Here is a 17910-nt window from a genome sequence, read left to right as displayed (position 1 = left end):
GAGTGTATGTCTCGTCGACATCCCATCATCTCGATTACCGGTTCGTCCGGCGCCGGCACCACCTCGGTGAAGAAAACGTTCGAGAACATCTTCCGCCGCGAGAATGTGGTCGCGGCCTATATCGAGGGCGACGCCTTCCACCGCTACGACCGCGCCGAGATGCGCAGCCAGATGCTGGAGAAGGCCGAGCGCGGCGACAAGCATTTCAGCCATTTCAGCCCCGAGACCAATTTGTTCGAGGAGCTGGAGAAGCTGTTCAGCGACTATGCCGAGACCGGCACCGGCACGACGCGGCACTATGTGCACGACGAAGACGAATCGCGGCTCTACGGCGCCAAGCCCGGCACCTTCACCGCGTGGGAAGCGCTGCCGGAGAATTCCGACCTCTTGTTCTACGAGGGGCTGCATGGCGCCGTGGTGACCGACAAGGTGAACGTCGCGCAGCACGCCGATCTGAAGATCGGGGTCGTGCCGGTGATCAACCTCGAATGGATCCAGAAGCTGCATCGCGATCGCAGCCATCGCGGCTACTCCACCGAGGCGGTGACCGACACCATCCTGCGCCGCATGCCGGACTACGTGAACTACATCTGCCCGCAATTCAGCGAGACCGACATCAACTTCCAGCGCGTGCCGACGGTCGATACGTCGAACCCGTTCATCGCGCGCTGGATCCCGACGCCGGATGAATCGATGGTCGTGATCCGGTTGAAGAACCCGCGCGGCATCGATTTTCCCTATCTGCTCTCGATGATCCCGAACAGCTTCATGTCGCGCGCCAATTCGATCGTGATTCACGGCGCCAAGCTCGATCTCGCGATGCAGCTCATCCTGACCCCGCTGATCCTGCAATTGATCGAACGAAAGAGGCGAACGATATGACCGCACTAGCGTCCGTTGCCAGCCGGCCCGAAATCAGCCACGACGAGATGGCCAACGCCATCCGCTTCCTCGCCATCGACGCGGTGGAGCAGGCGAAATCCGGCCATCCCGGCATGCCGATGGGCATGGCCGATGTCGCGACCGTGCTGTTCACCGACTTCCTGAAGTTCGACCCGGCCGATCCGGCCTGGCCCGACCGCGACCGTTTCGTGCTGTCGGCCGGGCACGGTTCAATGCTGCTCTACGCGCTACTTTATCTGACCGGCTACGAGCGCATGACGCTCGATCAGCTCAAGGCGTTCCGGCAATGGGGATCGCAAACTCCGGGACATCCCGAATACGGGCATACGCCTGGTGTCGAGACCACGACCGGGCCGCTCGGGCAGGGGATCGCGACCGCGGTCGGCATGGCGCTCGCCGAGCGCTTGATGAACGCCCGCTTCGGCGACGATCTCGTCGATCACTACACCTATGTGATCGCCGGCGATGGCTGCCTGATGGAAGGCGTCAGCCATGAGGCGATCTCGCTCGCCGGCCATTTGCGGCTGAACCGGCTGATCGTGCTGTTCGACGACAACCACATCTCGATCGACGGCGCCACCTCGCTGTCCTGCTCGGACGACCAGACGACGCGGCTTGCGGCCAGCGGCTGGAACGTCTGCCGCATTGACGGCCACGATCCGCAGGCGATCTCTGCCGCGATCAGGCAGGCACGAGCGAGCGATCGTCCATCGCTCATCGCCTGCCGCACGGTGATCGGGTTCGGTGCTCCGAACCGGCAGGGCAGCGAGAAGGTGCACGGCGCGCCGCTCGGTGCCGATGAGGTGGCGAAGACCCGCAGCGCGCTGCACTGGCCATATCCGGCTTTCGAAATCCCCGATGCGGTGCTGGCCGAGTGGCGCGAACTCGGTGGTCGCGGCCGCGACGCACGGCGGGCCTGGATCGAGCGCTCGCGCAGCGCCTGCAAGGCGGATAGGGGCGAGCGGTCTCCGTTCCACGACGCGCTGAACCGGAAACTGCCCTGCGCCTATGCCGAGGCGATGACCAAACTTGTCGGGCGGTTCGCGACCGAGCGGCCGAAGCTCGCCACGCGGCAGGCCTCGCAGCAGGTCATCGACGTGATCGCCGAAGCGTTGCCCAATCTCCTGGGGGGATCGGCCGACCTCACGCACTCCAACCTCACGCTGGCGAAGTCGCAGGTCTCGGTGCGGCCGGAAACACTCGACGGCAGCTACATCCACTACGGCATCCGCGAGCATGGCATGGCGGCCGCGATGAACGGCATCGCCTTGCATGGCGGGTTCATTCCCTATGGCGGCACCTTCCTCAGCTTCGCCGATTACAGCCGGCCGGCGATCCGCCTCGCGGCGCTGATGGGCATCCGCGTCATCCATGTGATGACCCATGACTCGATCGGGCTCGGTGAGGACGGGCCGACGCATCAGCCGGTCGAGCATCTGGCGGCGCTGCGCGCGATTCCGAACCTGCTGGTGTTCCGTCCGGCCGACGCGGTCGAGACGGCGGAAGCCTGGGACTGTGCGCTGAAGGCAGAGACCTCGCCGTCGATCCTCTGCCTGTCGCGGCAAGCGCTGCCGACGGTCCGCGACGGCAGCAAGGACAACCAGGTCGCGCTCGGCGCCTACGTTCTCGTCGAGCCGGCCTTCGGGCGTGACGTCACCCTGATTGCAACGGGTTCGGAGGTGTCGATCGCGCTCGAAGCCGCAAAGCTGCTGGCGGAAGCAGGGGTGAAGGCCGCGGTCGTCTCGGCCCCATGCTTCGACCTGTTCCGCCAGCAGCCGCGCGACTATCGGACGAAGGTGCTGGGTAGCGCCCCGCGTGTCGGTGTCGAAGCCGCGGTCGAGGGCGACTGGGCCCGCTGGCTCGGCGACGACGGCGTATTCGTCGGCATGAGCGGCTTCGGCGCGTCCGCGCCGGCCGACGTGCTCTACCGCGAATTCGGCATCACGCCTGCGGCGGTTGCCGCGGCAGCAAAGCAGCTCATGCAACGAGCGAATTGAAAGGAGGACCCCACCATGGCGCGGATTACCCTGAGGCAGTTGCTGGATCACGCCGCCGAACGCGGCTATGGCGTGCCGGCCTTCAACATCAACAACATGGAGCAGGGCCTCGCCATCATGGAGGCGGCGGCGGCCTGCGATGCGCCTGTCATCATACAGGCCTCGCGCGGCGCGCGGTCCTATGCCAACGACATCATGCTGGCGAAGATGATCGACGCGCTGGAGGAGATGTATCCGCAGATCCCGCTCTGCCTGCATCTCGATCACGGCAACGAAGAGGCGACCTGCGCCACCGCGATCCGCTACGGCTTCACCTCCGTCATGATGGACGGCTCGCTCAAGGCCGACGCCAAGACCGCGGCCGACTATGACTACAACGTCGATATCACCCGCCGCGTCGTCGAGATGGCGCACTGGGTCGGCGCGTCGGTCGAAGGCGAGCTCGGCGTGCTCGGCTCGCTTGAGCATGGCGGCGGCGAACAGGAAGATGGTCACGGCGTCGAAGGCACGCTGAGCCATGACCAACTGCTCACCGACCCGGACCAGGCGGTCGATTTCGTCCGCGCCACCAAGGTCGATGCCCTCGCGATCGCGATGGGCACTTCGCACGGCGCATACAAGTTCACGCGCCGCCCTGACGGCGAGATACTGGCGATGCGCGTGGTCGAGGAGATCCACACGCGCCTGCCCAACACGCATCTGGTGATGCACGGCTCGTCCTCGGTGCCGCAGCCGCTGCAGGACATGTTCAACCAGTTCGGCGGCGAGATGCCGCAGACCTGGGGCGTGCCGGTCGAGGAGATCGTCCGCGGCATCAAGCACGGCGTGCGCAAGGTCAATATCGATACCGATTGCCGCCTGGCGATGGCGGCGGCCTTCCGCAAGGTCGCCGCGCAGTCGAAGAGCGAGTTCGATCCGCGCAAGTTCCTCAAGCCTGCGATGGACGCGCTGCGCGAACTCTGCCGTGACCGGTTCGAGCAGTTCGGCACCGCCGGCAATGCCGCCCGGATCAAGGTGGTTGCACTGCCGGAGATGGCCCGTCGCTATCGCGCCGGTGCGCTCGATCCGCAGATTGGAAAGATAACCCAGGCCGCCTGAGCAAATGGCGGCGAAGGACAGGAGATTTTGATGAATATTCAGCAGTCGATCACGGTGCGCGGCAAGGATCGCTACAAGTCCGGCGTGATGGAATACAAGCGGATGGGCTATTGGGAGCCGAACTACGAGCCCAAGGACACCGACGTCATCGCCTTGTTCCGCGTCACGCCGCAGGATGGCGTCGATCCGACCGAAGCCTGCGCGGCGGTGGCGGGCGAATCCTCGACCGCGACCTGGACCGTGGTCTGGACCGATCGGTTGACCGCCGCGGAGAAATATCGGGCGAAGTGCTATCGCGTCGATCCGGTGCCGAACTCGCCGGGCAGCTACTTCGCCTATATCGCCTATGATCTCGACCTGTTCGAGCCGGGGTCGATCTCGAACCTGACGGCGTCGATCATCGGCAATGTGTTCGGCTTCAAGCCGCTGAAGGCATTGCGCCTCGAGGACATGCGGCTGCCGATCGCCTATGTGAAGACGTTCCAGGGCCCGGCGACCGGCATCGTGGTGGAGCGTGAGCGGCTCGACAAGTTCGGCCGTCCCTTGCTCGGCGCCACCGTGAAGCCGAAGCTCGGCCTGTCCGGCCGCAACTATGGTCGCGTCGTCTACGAGGCGTTGAAAGGCGGGCTCGACTTCACCAAGGACGACGAGAACATCAACTCGCAGCCCTTCATGCATTGGCGCGAGCGCTTCCTGTACTGCATGGAGGCGGTCAACCGCGCGCAGGCCGCGACCGGCGAGATCAAGGGCACCTATCTCAACGTCACCGCGGCGACCATGGAGGACATGTACGAGCGCGCCGAGTTCGCCCATGAGCTCGGTTCCAACATCGTCATGATCGACCTCGTGATCGGCTACACCGCGATCCAGTCGATGGCGAAGTGGGCGCGCAGGAACAACATGATCCTGCATCTGCATCGCGCCGGCCACTCGACCTACACCAGGCAGCGCAGCCACGGCGTCTCGTTCCGCGTGATCGCGAAATGGATGCGGCTCGCAGGTGTCGACCACATCCATGCCGGAACGGTGGTCGGCAAGCTCGAGGGCGATCCGAACACCACGCGCGGCTACTACGACATCTGCCGAGAGGACTTCAACCCGATGCAGCTCGAGCACGGCGTGTTCTTCGACCAGAACTGGGCGAGCCTCAACAAGCTGATGCCGGTGGCCTCCGGCGGCATTCATGCCGGCCAGATGCACCAGCTGCTCGACCTGCTCGGCGAGGACGTCGTGCTGCAGTTCGGCGGCGGCACGATCGGCCATCCCCGCGGCATCCAGGCCGGCGCGACCGCCAACCGTGTCGCGCTGGAAGCGATGATCCTCGCCCGCAACGAGGGACGCGACTACGTCCATGAAGGGCCGGAGATTCTGGCCAAGGCGGCGCAGACCTGCACGCCGCTGCGCGAGGCGCTCGACGTCTGGAAGGACGTCACCTTCAACTATGAGTCGACCGACGCCCCCGATTTCGTTCCCACGCCGAGCATGGCGGTCTGACAGGAGTTTCTCATGCGCGTGACCCAAGGCTGCTTCTCTTTCCTGCCCGATCTCACCGATGAGCAGATCGCCGCGCAGGTGCAATACTGCCTCGACAAGGGCTGGGCGGTGAACATCGAGTTCACCGACGATCCGCACCCCCGCAACACCTATTGGGACATGTGGGGCCTGCCGATGTTCGACCTGCGCGATGCGGCCGGCATCATGAAGGAACTCGCCGACTGCCGGCGGGTCTATGGCGACCGCTACATCCGGATCTCCGGCTTCGATTCCAGTCACGGCTGGGAGTCGGTTCGCATCTCCTTCATCGTCAATCGGCCGCGCGAGGAACCCGGCTTCCGGCTCGACCGCCAGGAGGCTGCCGGACGCAACCTGCACTATGCGACGCATTCCTTTGCAGCGAGCCGCCCCGAGGGCGAACGCTACACCGATCGTTGACCGCGTCCGGCTTGCAAGCCAGGCGGATTGCTCCCTCGACCGTCCTGGTCGGATGCACTTCTCCGTCGTCGCCGCCGCGGCGACGGAGCTTTTCTCGAAGCGAGAGGATAATGACGCAACCGCAAGAACAGATCCGCGAGACGCCGCTCGAGACCATCGACCTCCGGCATGAATTCGCCGACCTCGGCATTGGCGACGTGCTGGACCAGCTCGATTCCGAATTGATCGGTCTCAAGCCCGTGAAGACCCGCATCCGAGAGATCGCCTCGCTGCTGCTGGTCGAACGCATCAGGCGGAAGATGGCGCTGGCGACGACGTTCCCGACCCTGCACATGTCGTTCACCGGCAATCCCGGCACCGGCAAGACCACGGTCGCGCTGCGGATGGCTGGCATCCTGCACAAGCTCGGCTTCGTGCGCCGCGGCCACGTCATCAGCGTCACCCGCGATGACCTTGTCGGGCAATATATTGGCCACACCGCGCCGAAGACGAAAGAAATATTGAAGAAGGCGATGGGCGGCGTGCTGTTCATCGACGAGGCCTATTACCTGTACCGTCCCGAAAACGAGCGCGACTACGGCCAGGAGGCGATCGAGATTCTGCTGCAGATCATGGAAGAGCAGCGCGAGGATCTGGTGGTGATCCTGGCCGGCTATGGCGACCGCATGGAGAAGTTCTTTCAGAGCAATCCGGGGTTCCGCTCCCGCATCGCGCATCACATCGACTTCCCCGACTATTCCGACGGCGAGTTGCTCTGGATCGCCGAACTGATGTTGCAACAGCAGAATTATCGTTTCTCCCCGGAAGCACGCGAGGCCTTTACCCGGTACATCGGCATCCGCAAGGAACAGCCGCTGTTCTCCAATGCGCGCTCGATCCGCAACGCGCTCGACCGCATCCGGCTGCGCCAGGCAAACCGGATCGTGGCAAAGCTCGACCGCACGCTCACGACCGACGACGTGATGTCGATCGAGGCCGGCGACGTGCTTGCCAGCCGCGTGTTCGCAAAAGGGGCGGGCGAGGCACGATGAACCAGGCGCTCGCCGGCATCAGGAACGCCGGGATGCGCCACATCATTGCGGGTGCCCGCGCCTTGATCTTCGATGTCGACGGCACGCTCGCCGAAACCGAGGAGGTGCACCGCCGCGCCTTCAATGAGGCGTTCGCCGAGGCCGGCCTCGATTGGTTCTGGGACCAGGTCACCTACGCGCGGCTGCTTCGGGTCGCCGGAGGCAAGGAGCGCATCCGCGCCTTCGACCAGCGCAACGCGGTTCCGTCGCTGACGTTTTCCGACATCGCCGACCTTCATGGAATCAAGACCAAGCGCTACGCCGCGCTGATCGCGGCGGGTGACTGCCCGTTGCGGCCGGGCGTGAGGGCCTGGCTCGCCGGCGCGCGCAGCCGCGGCCAGCGTCTGGCGATCGCCACGACGACCTCGCATGGCAATATCGATGCGCTGCTGTCGGTTGCGCTGGGGCCGGCCTGGGCCGATCTGTTCGAGGCGATCGTCGCCGGCGACGACGTGCCGCGGAAGAAGCCGGCACCCGATGTCTATGTCGAGGTGCTGGCGCGGCTCGCGCTTGGCCCGGCGGATTGCATTGCCGTCGAGGATTCCAGCAACGGCCTCATCGCGGCTGCGCGGGCGGGCATCCCCGTTGTCATCACCCGCAGCACCTATTTCAGCGACGACGATTTCGCCGGAGCGTTGCTTGTTGTTGACGATCTGTCTGGCATCGACGCCTGAAGGCCGCTGCCGCCGGCCGGCAGTTCTGATTAATTAATTCTGGAAGTTAAATAAATGATGCTTGCCTCCATTACATAGTAGGGGCACAATCTCACCAAAGGTTGTCAGAAACAGCGCCGCACCTAGCGGATGGTGAGGCTTGCTCAACTATTTCGGGAGATAACGCCTCATGCCCCTCCATGTCGCCGGTCAATTTATTTGGATATCTAAATAAATGGCCAGTCGGTGCGCGCATTCATATAGTAGGGGTGACATCTGCCAAAGGTTGCTCGAGACAGTGACGACCACCAGAAATTCTGGCGGGTGGTAGCGCTTGCCAACAGTTCCGGGAGACCGGCGCCTCATGATCCTCCACGTCATTCCGACACCTCGTTCATCCCACGACATGACTCGCGGGTGAACTTGGTATTGCAGGATCGAGATGGCTGACTGTGCGGAGTGAGCATTGGGGCTGTTGACGGGTTCAATCGACATTCCGCAATTTCGGGTCGTGACGGTCCTGGCGCCGATCCGGCATCGCCGTAGATCTGCGGCCGGCCCACGAATGATAGCCGTCGATTGACGCGGTCCACGGCAACGGTACCCTCAACTCAAAAAACCAAGGGAGCGGAGCATGTTCAAACTGAAGGTCTCGTTGATCGCACTGGCGTTGGCAGCTCTTACTGCGACCGCACCGGACGCACGCGCCCAGAGCAAGCCGACCATCGGCATCGCGATGCCGACCAAGTCCTCGGCGCGCTGGATCGACGACGGCAACAACATGGTCAAGGTGCTGAAGGAACGGGGCTACGGCACCGACCTGCAATATGCCGACGACGACATCCCGAACCAGCTCGCCCAGGTCGAGAACATGGTGACCAAGGGCGCGAAGGTCCTGGTCATCGCGGCAATCGACGGCACCACGCTGTCCGATGTGCTGAAGCAGGCCAAGGCCCAGGGCATCACGGTGATCGCCTATGACCGCCTGATCCGGGACACGCCGAACGTCGACTATTACGCGACCTTCGACAATTTCCAGGTCGGCGTGCTGCAGGCAGGGTCGATCGTGAATGCGCTCGGGCTGAAGGACGGCAAGGGGCCCTTCAACATCGAGCTGTTCGGCGGCTCGCCCGACGACAACAACGCCTATTTCTTCTACGATGGCGCAATGTCGGTGCTGAAGCCGTATATCGACAGCGGCAAGCTTGTCGTCGCGAGCGGCCAGACGGGCATGGGTAAAGTCGCGACCTTGCGCTGGGACGGCGCGACCGCGCAGGCACGGATGGACAATCTGCTCAGCGCCTTCTACGGCAAGAAGCGCGTCGATGCGGTGCTGTCGCCCTATGACGGCCTGTCGATCGGCATCATCTCCTCCCTGAAGGGCGTCGGTTACGGCAGCAAGGATCAGCCGATGCCGTTCGTCAGCGGCCAGGATGCCGAGGTGCCCTCGATCAAGGCCATGCTGCGCGGCGAGCAATATTCGACCATCTTCAAGGACACCCGCGATCTCGCCAAGGTCACGGCCGACATGGTCGATGCCGTGCTGAGCAAGAAGGAGGTCAGTGTCAATGACACCAAGACCTACAACAACGGCGTCAAGGTGGTTCCGTCCTATCTGCTGAAGCCGGTCGTGGTGGATAAGACCAATTGGGAGAAAGTCCTGATTGACAGCGGCTACTACAAGCGTTCGCAATTCGACTAAGGCGGGCGAGCGGGGCTGATAGCGCCGAGGCCTAGTGACGTTGCGGGATGTGATCCGATGACGGCGATGCTTGAGATGCGTAACGTCGGCAAGAGCTTTGCCGGCGTGCAGGCACTGCGCGACGTCAATTTCACCGTGCAAGCCGCGCAGATCCATGCGCTGGTCGGCGAGAACGGCGCGGGCAAGTCGACCCTGATGAAGGTGCTGAGCGGGGTCTATCCCGCCGGCAGCTATGAAGGGTCGATCCTGTTCGATGGCGAGGAGCGCCGGTTCCGCGACATTAACGACTCCGAGGCGCTGGGGATCATCATCATCCACCAGGAACTGGCGCTGATCCCGCTGATGTCGATCGCCGAGAACATCTTTCTGTCGCGAGCACCGTCGCGGTTCGGGGTGGTGGACCGCGACGCTGTGTACGGGCGGACGGCAGAGCTGCTGGCGCAGGTCGGCCTGCGGGAATCGCCGGACACGCTCGTCACCGATCTCGGCGTCGGCAAGCAGCAGTTGGTCGAGATCGCCAAGGCGCTGTCGAAGAAAGTGCGCCTGCTGATCCTGGACGAGCCGACCGCGAGCCTCAACGAGGCCGACAGCGCCGCGCTGCTGGACCGGCTGCTGGCCTTCCGCGAGCAGGGCATCGCCTCGATCCTGATCTCGCACAAGCTGAACGAGGTCGCGCGGGTCGCCGACCGGATCACGGTGCTGCGCGACGGCCGCACCGTCGATAGCCTCGATTGCAGGACAGAGCAGGTCGACGAGGACCGCATCATTCGCAGCATGGTCAACCGCGATCTCGCGCATCGTTTCCCGGAGCGAAACGTTGCGATCGGCAATCCCGTGATGACGGTCGAGAACTGGTCAGTGTATCACCCGCTGCATACTGCCCGGCAGGTGATCAAGAACGTCGATTTCACGGTCCGCCGTGGCGAGGTGGTCGGCATCGCCGGCCTGATGGGCGCCGGCCGCACCGAGTTCGCCATGAGCCTGTTCGGCAGGGCCTGGGGCTACAATATCTCCGGCAGGATCAGCCTTGACGGACGCGAGGCCAATCTTGCAAGCGTGCCGGCCGCGATCCATGCCGGCCTCGCCTATGTCACCGAGGATCGCAAGCAGCTCGGCTTGATCCTCGCCGACGACGTCCGCAAGAACGTGACGCTGGCGAGCCTGCGCCAGGTGTCGGACCGCGGCGTGATCGACGATGTCGCCGAGCTGAAGGCCGCGAGCGATTACCGCAACCGGATGCGGATCCGCTGTTCCGACGTCTATCAGGAGGCCGGACAGCTCTCGGGCGGCAACCAGCAGAAGGTGGTGCTGTCGAAATGGCTGATGACCGATCCGCAAGTGCTGCTGCTGGACGAGCCCACCCGCGGCATCGACGTCGGGGCGAAATACGAGATCTATTGTATCATCAACGAGCTCGCGGAGGCCGGCAAGGGCGTCGTGGTGATCTCGTCGGAAATGCCGGAATTGCTCGGCATCTGCGACCGGATCTGCGTGATGAACGACGGCGCCTTCGTCGGCGAGTTCGCGAAGGGCGACGCGACGCAGGAGAAGATCATGCGTGCCATCATGCGCAATGTCAGGATGTCCTGGAATGGCGCCCACGACAGCGGGGTAGGGGCGGGAGGCGGAGCACAATGACCGAGAAGACGGTGTCACTTCCCGAGACCCGCAAGCATTCCGGCTTCATCAAGAACAATCTGCGCAACTACGGCATGCTGCTGTCGCTGCTCGCGATCATGCTGTTTTTCGAGATCGTGACCGACGGCACGCTGTTGCAGCCGGTCAATCTCACCAATCTCGTGCTGCAGAACAGCTACATCGTGATCATGGCGCTCGGCATGCTGCTGGTGATCGTCACCGGGCATATCGACCTTTCGGTCGGCTCGGTCGCGGGATTCGTCGGCGCGGTCGCGGCGGTGCTGATGGTGAGCTACCATGTCGACTACCCGACTGCCTTCATCGTCTGTCTGCTGATCGGTGCCGCGATCGGCGCGGCGCAGGGCTACTGGGTCGCCTATTTCAAGATTCCGTCCTTCATCGTGACCTTGGCGGGCATGCTGGTGTTCAAGGGCCTTGCGCTCGCTGTGCTGCAGGGCCGGTCGGTCGGGCCGTTTCCGCCGACCTTCCAGAAGCTGTCGTCGGGCTTCATACCCGAGCTGTTTCCGAGCGCCGGCACGCTCTATCCGACCTCGATTCTGATCGGCGTCGTGCTGGCGTTCGCGTTGGTGCTCGCGAGCGCCAAGAGCCGGGCGCGCGAGCAGTCGCATGGCATCGAGGTCGAGCCCTATGCGTTCTTCATCGCCAAGAGCATCGCGCTGGCGGGCGCGGTGCTCTATTTCACCTATCTGATCGCCTCGCATCGCGGCCTGCCGAATGTGCTCGTCATCATGACGGTGCTGATCGCGCTGTACGGTTTTGTCACGCGGCGGACCGTGATCGGCCGCCAGATCTATGCGGTCGGCGGCAACGCCAAGGCCGCGAAACTCTCTGGCGTCAAGACCGAACGGCTGACCTTCTTCACCTTCGTCAACATGGGCGTGCTGGCGGCGCTCGCCGGGCTGGTGTTTGCTGCCCGCCTCAACACCGCGACGCCCAAGGCGGGCCTCGGCTTTGAGCTCGACGTGATCGCCGCCTGCTTCATCGGCGGCGCCTCGGCCTATGGCGGCGTCGGCCGGGTCGGCGGCGCGGTGGTCGGCGCCATGATCATGGGCGTGATGAACAACGGCATGTCGATTCTCGGCATCGGCATCGATTACCAGCAGGTGATCAAGGGCCTCGTCCTGCTGGGCGCCGTCTGCATCGATGTCTACAACCAGCGCCGGTGATTGCCGCGCAGTCATGATCCTGCGATAGGATGCCGGCGCAACGCAGGAGAATGCCGCGTGAAACTGTCCCATGCCGATGCGCAAAATATCGGAAACATCCTCGCCGAGGTCGGCCGCACCGAGATCATGCCGCGGTTCCGCCGCGTGCGGGAGATCGAGGTCCGCACCAAGACATCGGCATTCGACGTGGTGACCGAGGCCGATGAACTTGCCGAGCAGGCGATCTCGGCGGCGCTGCTCCGGGCGTTTCCGAATGCGGTCGTGATCGGCGAGGAGGGCACGGCACGCGATCCGGCCGCGCTCGATCAGGTCGGAACCGCTGAGCTTGCCTTCATCATCGATCCGATCGACGGCACGAGGAACTTCACCTCGAGCCTGCCGCTGTTCGGTTCCATGGTGGCCGGCACGATGCGCGGCGAGATCGTGTTCGGCGCGATCCATGATCCGGTCAGTAACGACACCGCGTTCGCGCTGCGCGGCGAGGGCGCGTGGCTCGAGATGACGGACGGCAGGCGGCATGATTTGAAGGTGGCCCCGGCCGTGCCGGTCGAGCAAATGGACGCGGTGGTCGGCGTCAACTTTCTGCCGGAGCCGTTGCGCGCAACTGTCGCCGGCAATCTGTCCAGGCTTGGTGCCAGCGCCTGGCTTCGATGCGCCGCGCATGAGTATCGCATGGCGGCGTCGGGCCATTGCCATCTCTTGTTCTACAACAAGCTGATGCCGTGGGATCATGCCGCGGGCTGGCTGTTGCATCGCGAGGCCGGAGGCTACAGCGCACATTTCGACGGATCGCCCTACAAGCCGGTCAATCTGACCGGCGGCCTGCTCTGCGCGCCCGACAAAGCGAGCTGGCATGCCGCACAGCAGGCGATCCTGACGCCGGCCGGATAGGGTGGGGTGATGTTCGTTCGGAATAGAGTTTCGAGCTCAACTGTCAAGCAACACACTCGGTGTCGTCCCTGCTTTCGCAGGGACGACGTCGAACATGCTGCACGCCCGTGAGTCAAACACCCGCATCCTCGCGACGCGAATTGCTTCAGCTTTGCGTCTCGTCCCACCCTCTCAATTGAACAGAGCGCGCAGGCGCACTATTCGCTGCCGACCTCGCCGGTGATGATGTTGCCGAACAGCTTCCAGCTTTCGCCCTCGAACCGCATCAGCTGCGACTGTTCGATCGGACGGAAGTCAGTCGCACTGGTGTTGATCCTGATCCCGGGCAGGATCATCTTCGGCGCAAAGTTCTTCAGGCCGGCCGCCTGCTTCATCACGTTTTCGCGCGTGAGATCGTCGCCGCACTGCTTGAGCACCTGCGCGAGCGTTTGCGCGGCGGCGTAGCCATAGACGTGATTGCCGTTGGTCTTGTCGCCGTCGGGCATGTACTTGTCCATGAACGCCCGCCATTCCCTGGTTTCGGCATCGTCATTCCAGATCGTGTCGGTCGGATCCTTGAGGTAGGTAACCGAGATGATGCCCTGCGAATGCTCGATGCCGGCGGCGCGCATCACCGAGGCGACCGAGGTCGCGGTCGAGGTCAGGAAGAAGGTCGGCTTCCAGCCGAGTTCGGCGACCTTCTTGATGGTCTGCGCCGCGCCCTTCGGCGCCGCCCAGGTGAACAGGATGTCGGCGCCGGAGGCGCGCAGCGCCACGATCTGCGAATCCAGCGTCGGATCGGTCAGCTCGTAGGACTTGTCGGCGACGATCATGCTGCTGGCCTTGTCACCAAGGCCGTCGCGCAACCCCTTGAGCGCATCCTTGCCGGCATCGTCGTTCTGCCAGAGTACCGCGATCTTGCCGTTCGGGAATTTGTCGAGGATGTATTTGGCGTAGATCCGCCCTTCGCTCTGGTAGTTCGGCTGCCAGCCCATCGTCCAGGGAAAGCCTTGGGGATCACCGAAGCGTGTCGCGCCCGATGCGATGAAGAGGTGAGGGACCTTCTTGCCGTTGAGATATTTCTGGATCGCGACATTGGGCGCGGTGCCGAGCGGCTGGAACACCAGCAGCACCTCATCGCCCTCGACCAGCTTGCGCGCCTGCTCGACCGATTTCGGCGGCGAGAAGCCGTCGTCGTAGCTGACGAAGTTGATCTTGCGTCCGTTGATGCCGCCCTGGTCGTTGATCATCTTGAAATAGGCAGCCTCGGTCCGGCCGATCGCGCCGTAGGCCGAAGCGGGGCCGCTATAGGGCATGATGTTGCCGATCCTGATCTCGGTATCCGAGACCCCCGGGCCGTAGTTCTTCTGCGCGAGCGCCGGCGACAGCGCGCCGATCGTTACCGCGGCCGCCAGGCACGCACGAAGACAAAATCCGTCCAACATCCCTCAATCACTCCCTGATTGTCCGCTGATCGCCTTGTGACGTGCGCGCGGTTCCCCTTGTCGAGGGCCGGTGCGTTGACGCCCCGCGACAATTATCGTATGCGCTTCCGATCTGGAAACGTTTCCAGACTAGCGCGCGTTCCCACCGATGGCAATATTCCTGCGGCCGGAGAGATGTGACAAATGAGCAGACTGGAGCAGACGAGCCCGGACCATGGCGCGAGGCCGCCGCTGGTCGCCGAATGCGATGCGGTCGTGGTCGGCGCCGGCTTCGGCGGGCTCTATGCGATCTATCGGTTGCGCGAGCTCGGGCTGAAGGTGATCGGCATCGAGGCGGCGTCCGACGTCGGCGGCACGTGGTACTGGAATCGCTATCCCGGCGCGCGCTGCGACATACCGAGCCTGTTCTATTCCTACAGCTGGTCGGAGGAGTTGCGGCAGGAATGGCGCTGGAGCGAGAAATACGCCGCCCAGCCGGAGATCCTGCGCTACGCGCAGCGCGTCGCCGACCGGTTCGATCTGCGCTCCCTGATCCGCTTCGACACCCGCGTGACGGGCGCCGACTGGGACGAGGCCGGCGAGAGCTGGACGTTGCGCACCGATCGCGGCGATTGCATCGTCGCATCGACTTGCGTGATGGCGACCGGCAATCTCTCGGTGCCCAACAAGCCGAAGCTCCCGGGCCTCGCGCGTTTTCGTGGGCCGGTCTATCACACCGGGCAGTGGCCGCATCAGGAGATCGATTTTTCCGGCTTGCGCGTTGCCGTGATCGGCACCGGCTCGTCGGGTGTGCAGACGATCCCGATGGTCGCCAAGGCGGCGAGCCGTCTGACCGTATTCCAGCGCACGCCGAACTACTCGGTGCCTGCACGGAATGCGCCGCTGTCCGAAGCCGACATCGCTGCCGCCGAGCCCGTGATCGCGAAATATCGCGAAAGCCTCGAGACGCCGGAGTTCGGGCGGGTGCCCGCGAATGCCTTCGACGCGCCGGTGCCCGGGCGGGATGTGCAGTGGGCGCGCTATGAGCAGCTGTGGGAGCAGGGCGGCGGCGGCATCCTGACCGCGTTCCCGAACATCCTGACCGACGAGGGCGTCAACGACGTCGCCTGCGACTTCGTACGCGACAAGATCCGCGGCATCGTGCACGACAGGGCGACGGCGGAGGCACTGTCACCGAAGGATTATCCGCTCGGCGTCAAGCGCATCTGCATCGATACCGGCTATTTCGCGACCTACAATCTGCCGCATGTCGAGCTGGTCGATCTGCGCGCGGAGCCGCTGGAGACCGTCACCGAGACCGGCGTCGAGACCGGGACGCGGTCCTTTACGCTCGATGCGCTGGTGCTGGCGACGGGCTATGACGCGATGACCGGGGCGCTCGCCGCGATGCAGATCCGCGGGCGGGACGGCGCGACCCTGAAGGAGGCCTGGGCCGACGGGCCCAGCGCCTATCTCGGCCTGATGGTGTCGGGCTTTCCGAACCTGTTTGTCGTGACCGGGCCGGGCAGCCCGTCGGTGATCGGAAACGTGATCCATGCCTGCGAGAACCATGTCGAGTGGATCACGGCCTGTCTCGACAACATGCGCGCCAAGGGATTGACTCGGATCGAGCCGGAACGCGACGCCGAGCGGGCCTGGATGGCGCATGTCGCCGACGCCGCCAGCCGCACGCTCTATCCGAAGGCGAGTTCCTGGTACCAGGGCGCCAACATCGCGGGCAAGCCGCGCGTGTTCATGCCCTATGTCGGCCAGGGTTATCGGCACCGCATCGCGCAGATCGCGCAGCGCGGTTATGAGGGTTTTGTGCTGCGCTGAGAGTAGTGCGGCCGCGTCTCGCTCCGTCATTGAGAGGGGCGATAGCCGGCAATGACGAAATGCTGGAACCGTTTCCAGCTCGGATAGATGAGAGGATTGCGAATGAATATCAAGCGCGCAGGATCGATCGCAAGCCGGCGCGGCAGTGCCGATTGGTTCAGCGGCACGGTATGGGCTGACGGGATCGTCAATGCACCCGCTCCCGCGCGGGTGCAGGCCGCGCGCGTCACCTTCGAGCCGGGTGCGCGTACGGCGTGGCACACCCATCCGCTCGGCCAGACGCTCTACGTCACGGCCGGCGCCGGGTATGTGCAGAGCTGGGACGGCCCGATCCGCGTGATCCGTCCGGGTGACGTGGTATGGATTCCGCCGAGCGATAAACACTGGCACGGCGCGGCGCCAACCACGGGCATGAGCCATATCGCGATCCACGAAGCGCTCGACGGCGACTACGCGACCTGGATGGAGCACGTCTCCGACGCGCAATACGCGGCGGCCCCGCAGGCCGATTGATCGGCGCGGCGTTACTTCCGTCCGCGCGTCGGCGGTGCGGCGCAGGAATGGCGCAGGATGAGGCGCGTCGGCAGGAACACCGGGGCGCTGCTGCCGGCCTTGTCGTTGTCGCGGATGCGCTCCAGCAGCAGCCGCGCGGCGGTGCGGCCGACCTCGTTCATGTCCCAGCTCAAGGCCGAGATCGCGGGCGTCGCATGGCGGGCGAGATCGGTGTCGCCGCTGCACACGATCGATACGTCCTGCGGATAGCGCAGGCCGTTGCTGGTGATCGCCTCCAGCACTTCGGCCAGCATGCTGGTGCCGAGCGAGATGATCGCGGTCGGCGGTTTTGTCATTTGCAGCAGCTGGCACACCGAGCTGAAGGCGGTGTTGGCGCCCTGCATGTGCGGACGGATCAGAGCTGGATCGACCTCGATCCTCGCCTCCTGATGCGCCTGCCGGTAGCCCGCGAGCCGCTCCGAGCTCGGCAGAACCGCAGCGCTTCCGGTCAGCAACGCGATCCGGCGATGACCGAGGCCGATCAAATAGCGCGTCGCCTCCAGCGCACCACCGCGGTGATCGACCCGAACCATGACGCTATCGGGTACCTCGCGGTCGACGGTCACGCAGGGCAGGTCAAGCGTCGCCAGCCCCTTCATGAAATCCTTGTGGGAATTGTCGCCGGCGAACAGCAACAGGCCGTCCATCTGGCGCCGCCGCACCGCCGACAGGAACGCCGCCTCGCGTGCCTCCTCATGCTTGGTCGCCGCCAGCATCAGGAGGAAGCCGGCGCGCTGGAATTCCTCCTCCGCCGCGCTCACCATGCCGGTGTAGTGCGGATTGGAGAAATCGGCCACCATGCAGCCGATCGTGTTGGAGGCGCGCGAGCGCAGCGCCTGCGCCGCCTGGTCGGGCTCGAAGCCCAGGCGCTTCACCGCGCGCATGATGCGCGCATGCAGCTCGGCGCTGGTATAGATGCCGCCGTTGAGCGTGCGGCTGACGCTTGAGACGGAGACGCCGGCCTCGGCCGCGACGTCACGAATCGTCGGTCGTGTCCGTCGCGCCTTGACCATCGGTGGTTGGATCCTGTCGGTTCGGCGTTGCCGCC

The 17910-nt window shown here is 64.4% G+C and carries 15 protein-coding genes; 13 read left to right on the top strand and 2 right to left on the bottom strand.

Annotated features, from left to right (window positions below; genetic code table 11):
* Positions 1-6: 6 nt before the first annotated feature.
* The 11 genes from HAP47_RS27400 to HAP47_RS27350 all read left to right on the top strand — a co-directional run bounded on the left by HAP47_RS27400 (position 7) and on the right by HAP47_RS27350 (position 13071).
* Entirely contained in the window at positions 7-882 is an 876-nt protein-coding gene (locus HAP47_RS27400) for a phosphoribulokinase (RefSeq protein WP_173641925.1), read from the top strand.
* Positions 879-2900, top strand: coding sequence for a transketolase (tkt, locus tag HAP47_RS27395; RefSeq protein WP_173641926.1), 2022 nt, complete (start codon positions 879-881; stop codon positions 2898-2900). The genes HAP47_RS27400 and tkt overlap by 4 nt, the downstream gene beginning before the upstream one ends.
* Positions 2901-2915: 15 nt before the next feature.
* Positions 2916-3998, top strand: coding sequence for a class II fructose-bisphosphate aldolase (gene fba, locus HAP47_RS27390; RefSeq protein ID WP_173641927.1), 1083 nt, complete (start codon positions 2916-2918; stop codon positions 3996-3998).
* Positions 3999-4028: 30 nt separating this feature from the next.
* Entirely contained in the window at positions 4029-5492 is a 1464-nt protein-coding gene (locus HAP47_RS27385) for a form I ribulose bisphosphate carboxylase large subunit (RefSeq protein ID WP_173641928.1), read from the top strand.
* A gap of 12 nt (positions 5493-5504) precedes the next feature.
* The gene (locus HAP47_RS27380; RefSeq protein ID WP_173641929.1) at positions 5505-5930 is read left to right on the top strand and encodes a ribulose bisphosphate carboxylase small subunit; all 426 of its coding nucleotides are present in this window, start codon (positions 5505-5507) and stop codon (positions 5928-5930) included.
* Positions 5931-6040: 110 nt separating this feature from the next.
* The gene (cbbX, locus tag HAP47_RS27375) at positions 6041-6961 is read left to right on the top strand and encodes a CbbX protein (protein ID WP_173641930.1); all 921 of its coding nucleotides are present in this window, start codon (positions 6041-6043) and stop codon (positions 6959-6961) included.
* Positions 6958-7674, top strand: a complete 717-nt coding sequence (locus tag HAP47_RS27370; protein ID WP_173641931.1) for an HAD family hydrolase — start codon at positions 6958-6960, stop codon at positions 7672-7674. Before cbbX ends, HAP47_RS27370 begins: the two co-directional genes overlap by 4 nt.
* Before the next feature lie 613 nt (positions 7675-8287).
* A complete protein-coding gene (gene chvE / locus HAP47_RS27365; RefSeq protein WP_173641932.1) occupies positions 8288-9355 on the top strand; it encodes a multiple monosaccharide ABC transporter substrate-binding protein in 1068 nt (355 codons plus the stop codon).
* Between the two features lie 57 nt (positions 9356-9412).
* The gene (gene mmsA, locus HAP47_RS27360) at positions 9413-10993 is read left to right on the top strand and encodes a multiple monosaccharide ABC transporter ATP-binding protein (protein ID WP_173641933.1); all 1581 of its coding nucleotides are present in this window, start codon (positions 9413-9415) and stop codon (positions 10991-10993) included.
* On the top strand, positions 10990-12180 hold the full coding sequence (mmsB, locus tag HAP47_RS27355; protein WP_173641934.1) for a multiple monosaccharide ABC transporter permease: 1191 nt from the start codon (positions 10990-10992) through the stop codon (positions 12178-12180). The genes mmsA and mmsB overlap by 4 nt, the downstream gene beginning before the upstream one ends.
* Positions 12181-12237: 57 nt before the next feature.
* On the top strand, positions 12238-13071 hold the full coding sequence (locus tag HAP47_RS27350; RefSeq protein WP_231168413.1) for an inositol monophosphatase family protein: 834 nt from the start codon (positions 12238-12240) through the stop codon (positions 13069-13071).
* 197 nt (positions 13072-13268) lie between these two features.
* On the opposite strand, the gene HAP47_RS27345 is transcribed toward HAP47_RS27350, so the two are convergent.
* A complete protein-coding gene (locus HAP47_RS27345; RefSeq protein WP_173641935.1) occupies positions 13269-14495 on the bottom strand; it encodes an ABC transporter substrate-binding protein in 1227 nt (408 codons plus the stop codon).
* Positions 14496-14678: 183 nt separating this feature from the next.
* Between HAP47_RS27345 and HAP47_RS27340 the strand changes: the two genes are divergently transcribed.
* Entirely contained in the window at positions 14679-16310 is a 1632-nt protein-coding gene (locus tag HAP47_RS27340) for a flavin-containing monooxygenase (RefSeq protein ID WP_173641936.1), read from the top strand.
* 102 nt (positions 16311-16412) lie between these two features.
* Positions 16413-16823 carry a (R)-mandelonitrile lyase gene (locus HAP47_RS27335; RefSeq protein WP_173641937.1) on the top strand — a complete coding sequence of 137 codons (411 nt, stop codon included), beginning with the start codon at positions 16413-16415 and terminating at the stop codon, positions 16821-16823.
* 11 nt (positions 16824-16834) lie between these two features.
* On the opposite strand, the gene HAP47_RS27330 is transcribed toward HAP47_RS27335, so the two are convergent.
* On the bottom strand, positions 16835-17875 hold the full coding sequence (locus tag HAP47_RS27330; protein ID WP_173641938.1) for a LacI family DNA-binding transcriptional regulator: 1041 nt from the start codon (positions 17873-17875) through the stop codon (positions 16835-16837).
* Positions 17876-17910 lie beyond the last annotated feature (35 nt).

Origin of the sequence: Bradyrhizobium sp. 41S5, from assembly GCF_011516665.3 — a bacterium.
Lineage (GTDB): Bacteria > Pseudomonadota > Alphaproteobacteria > Rhizobiales > Xanthobacteraceae > Bradyrhizobium > Bradyrhizobium quebecense.
This window is presented reverse-complemented; position numbering and strand designations above follow the sequence as displayed.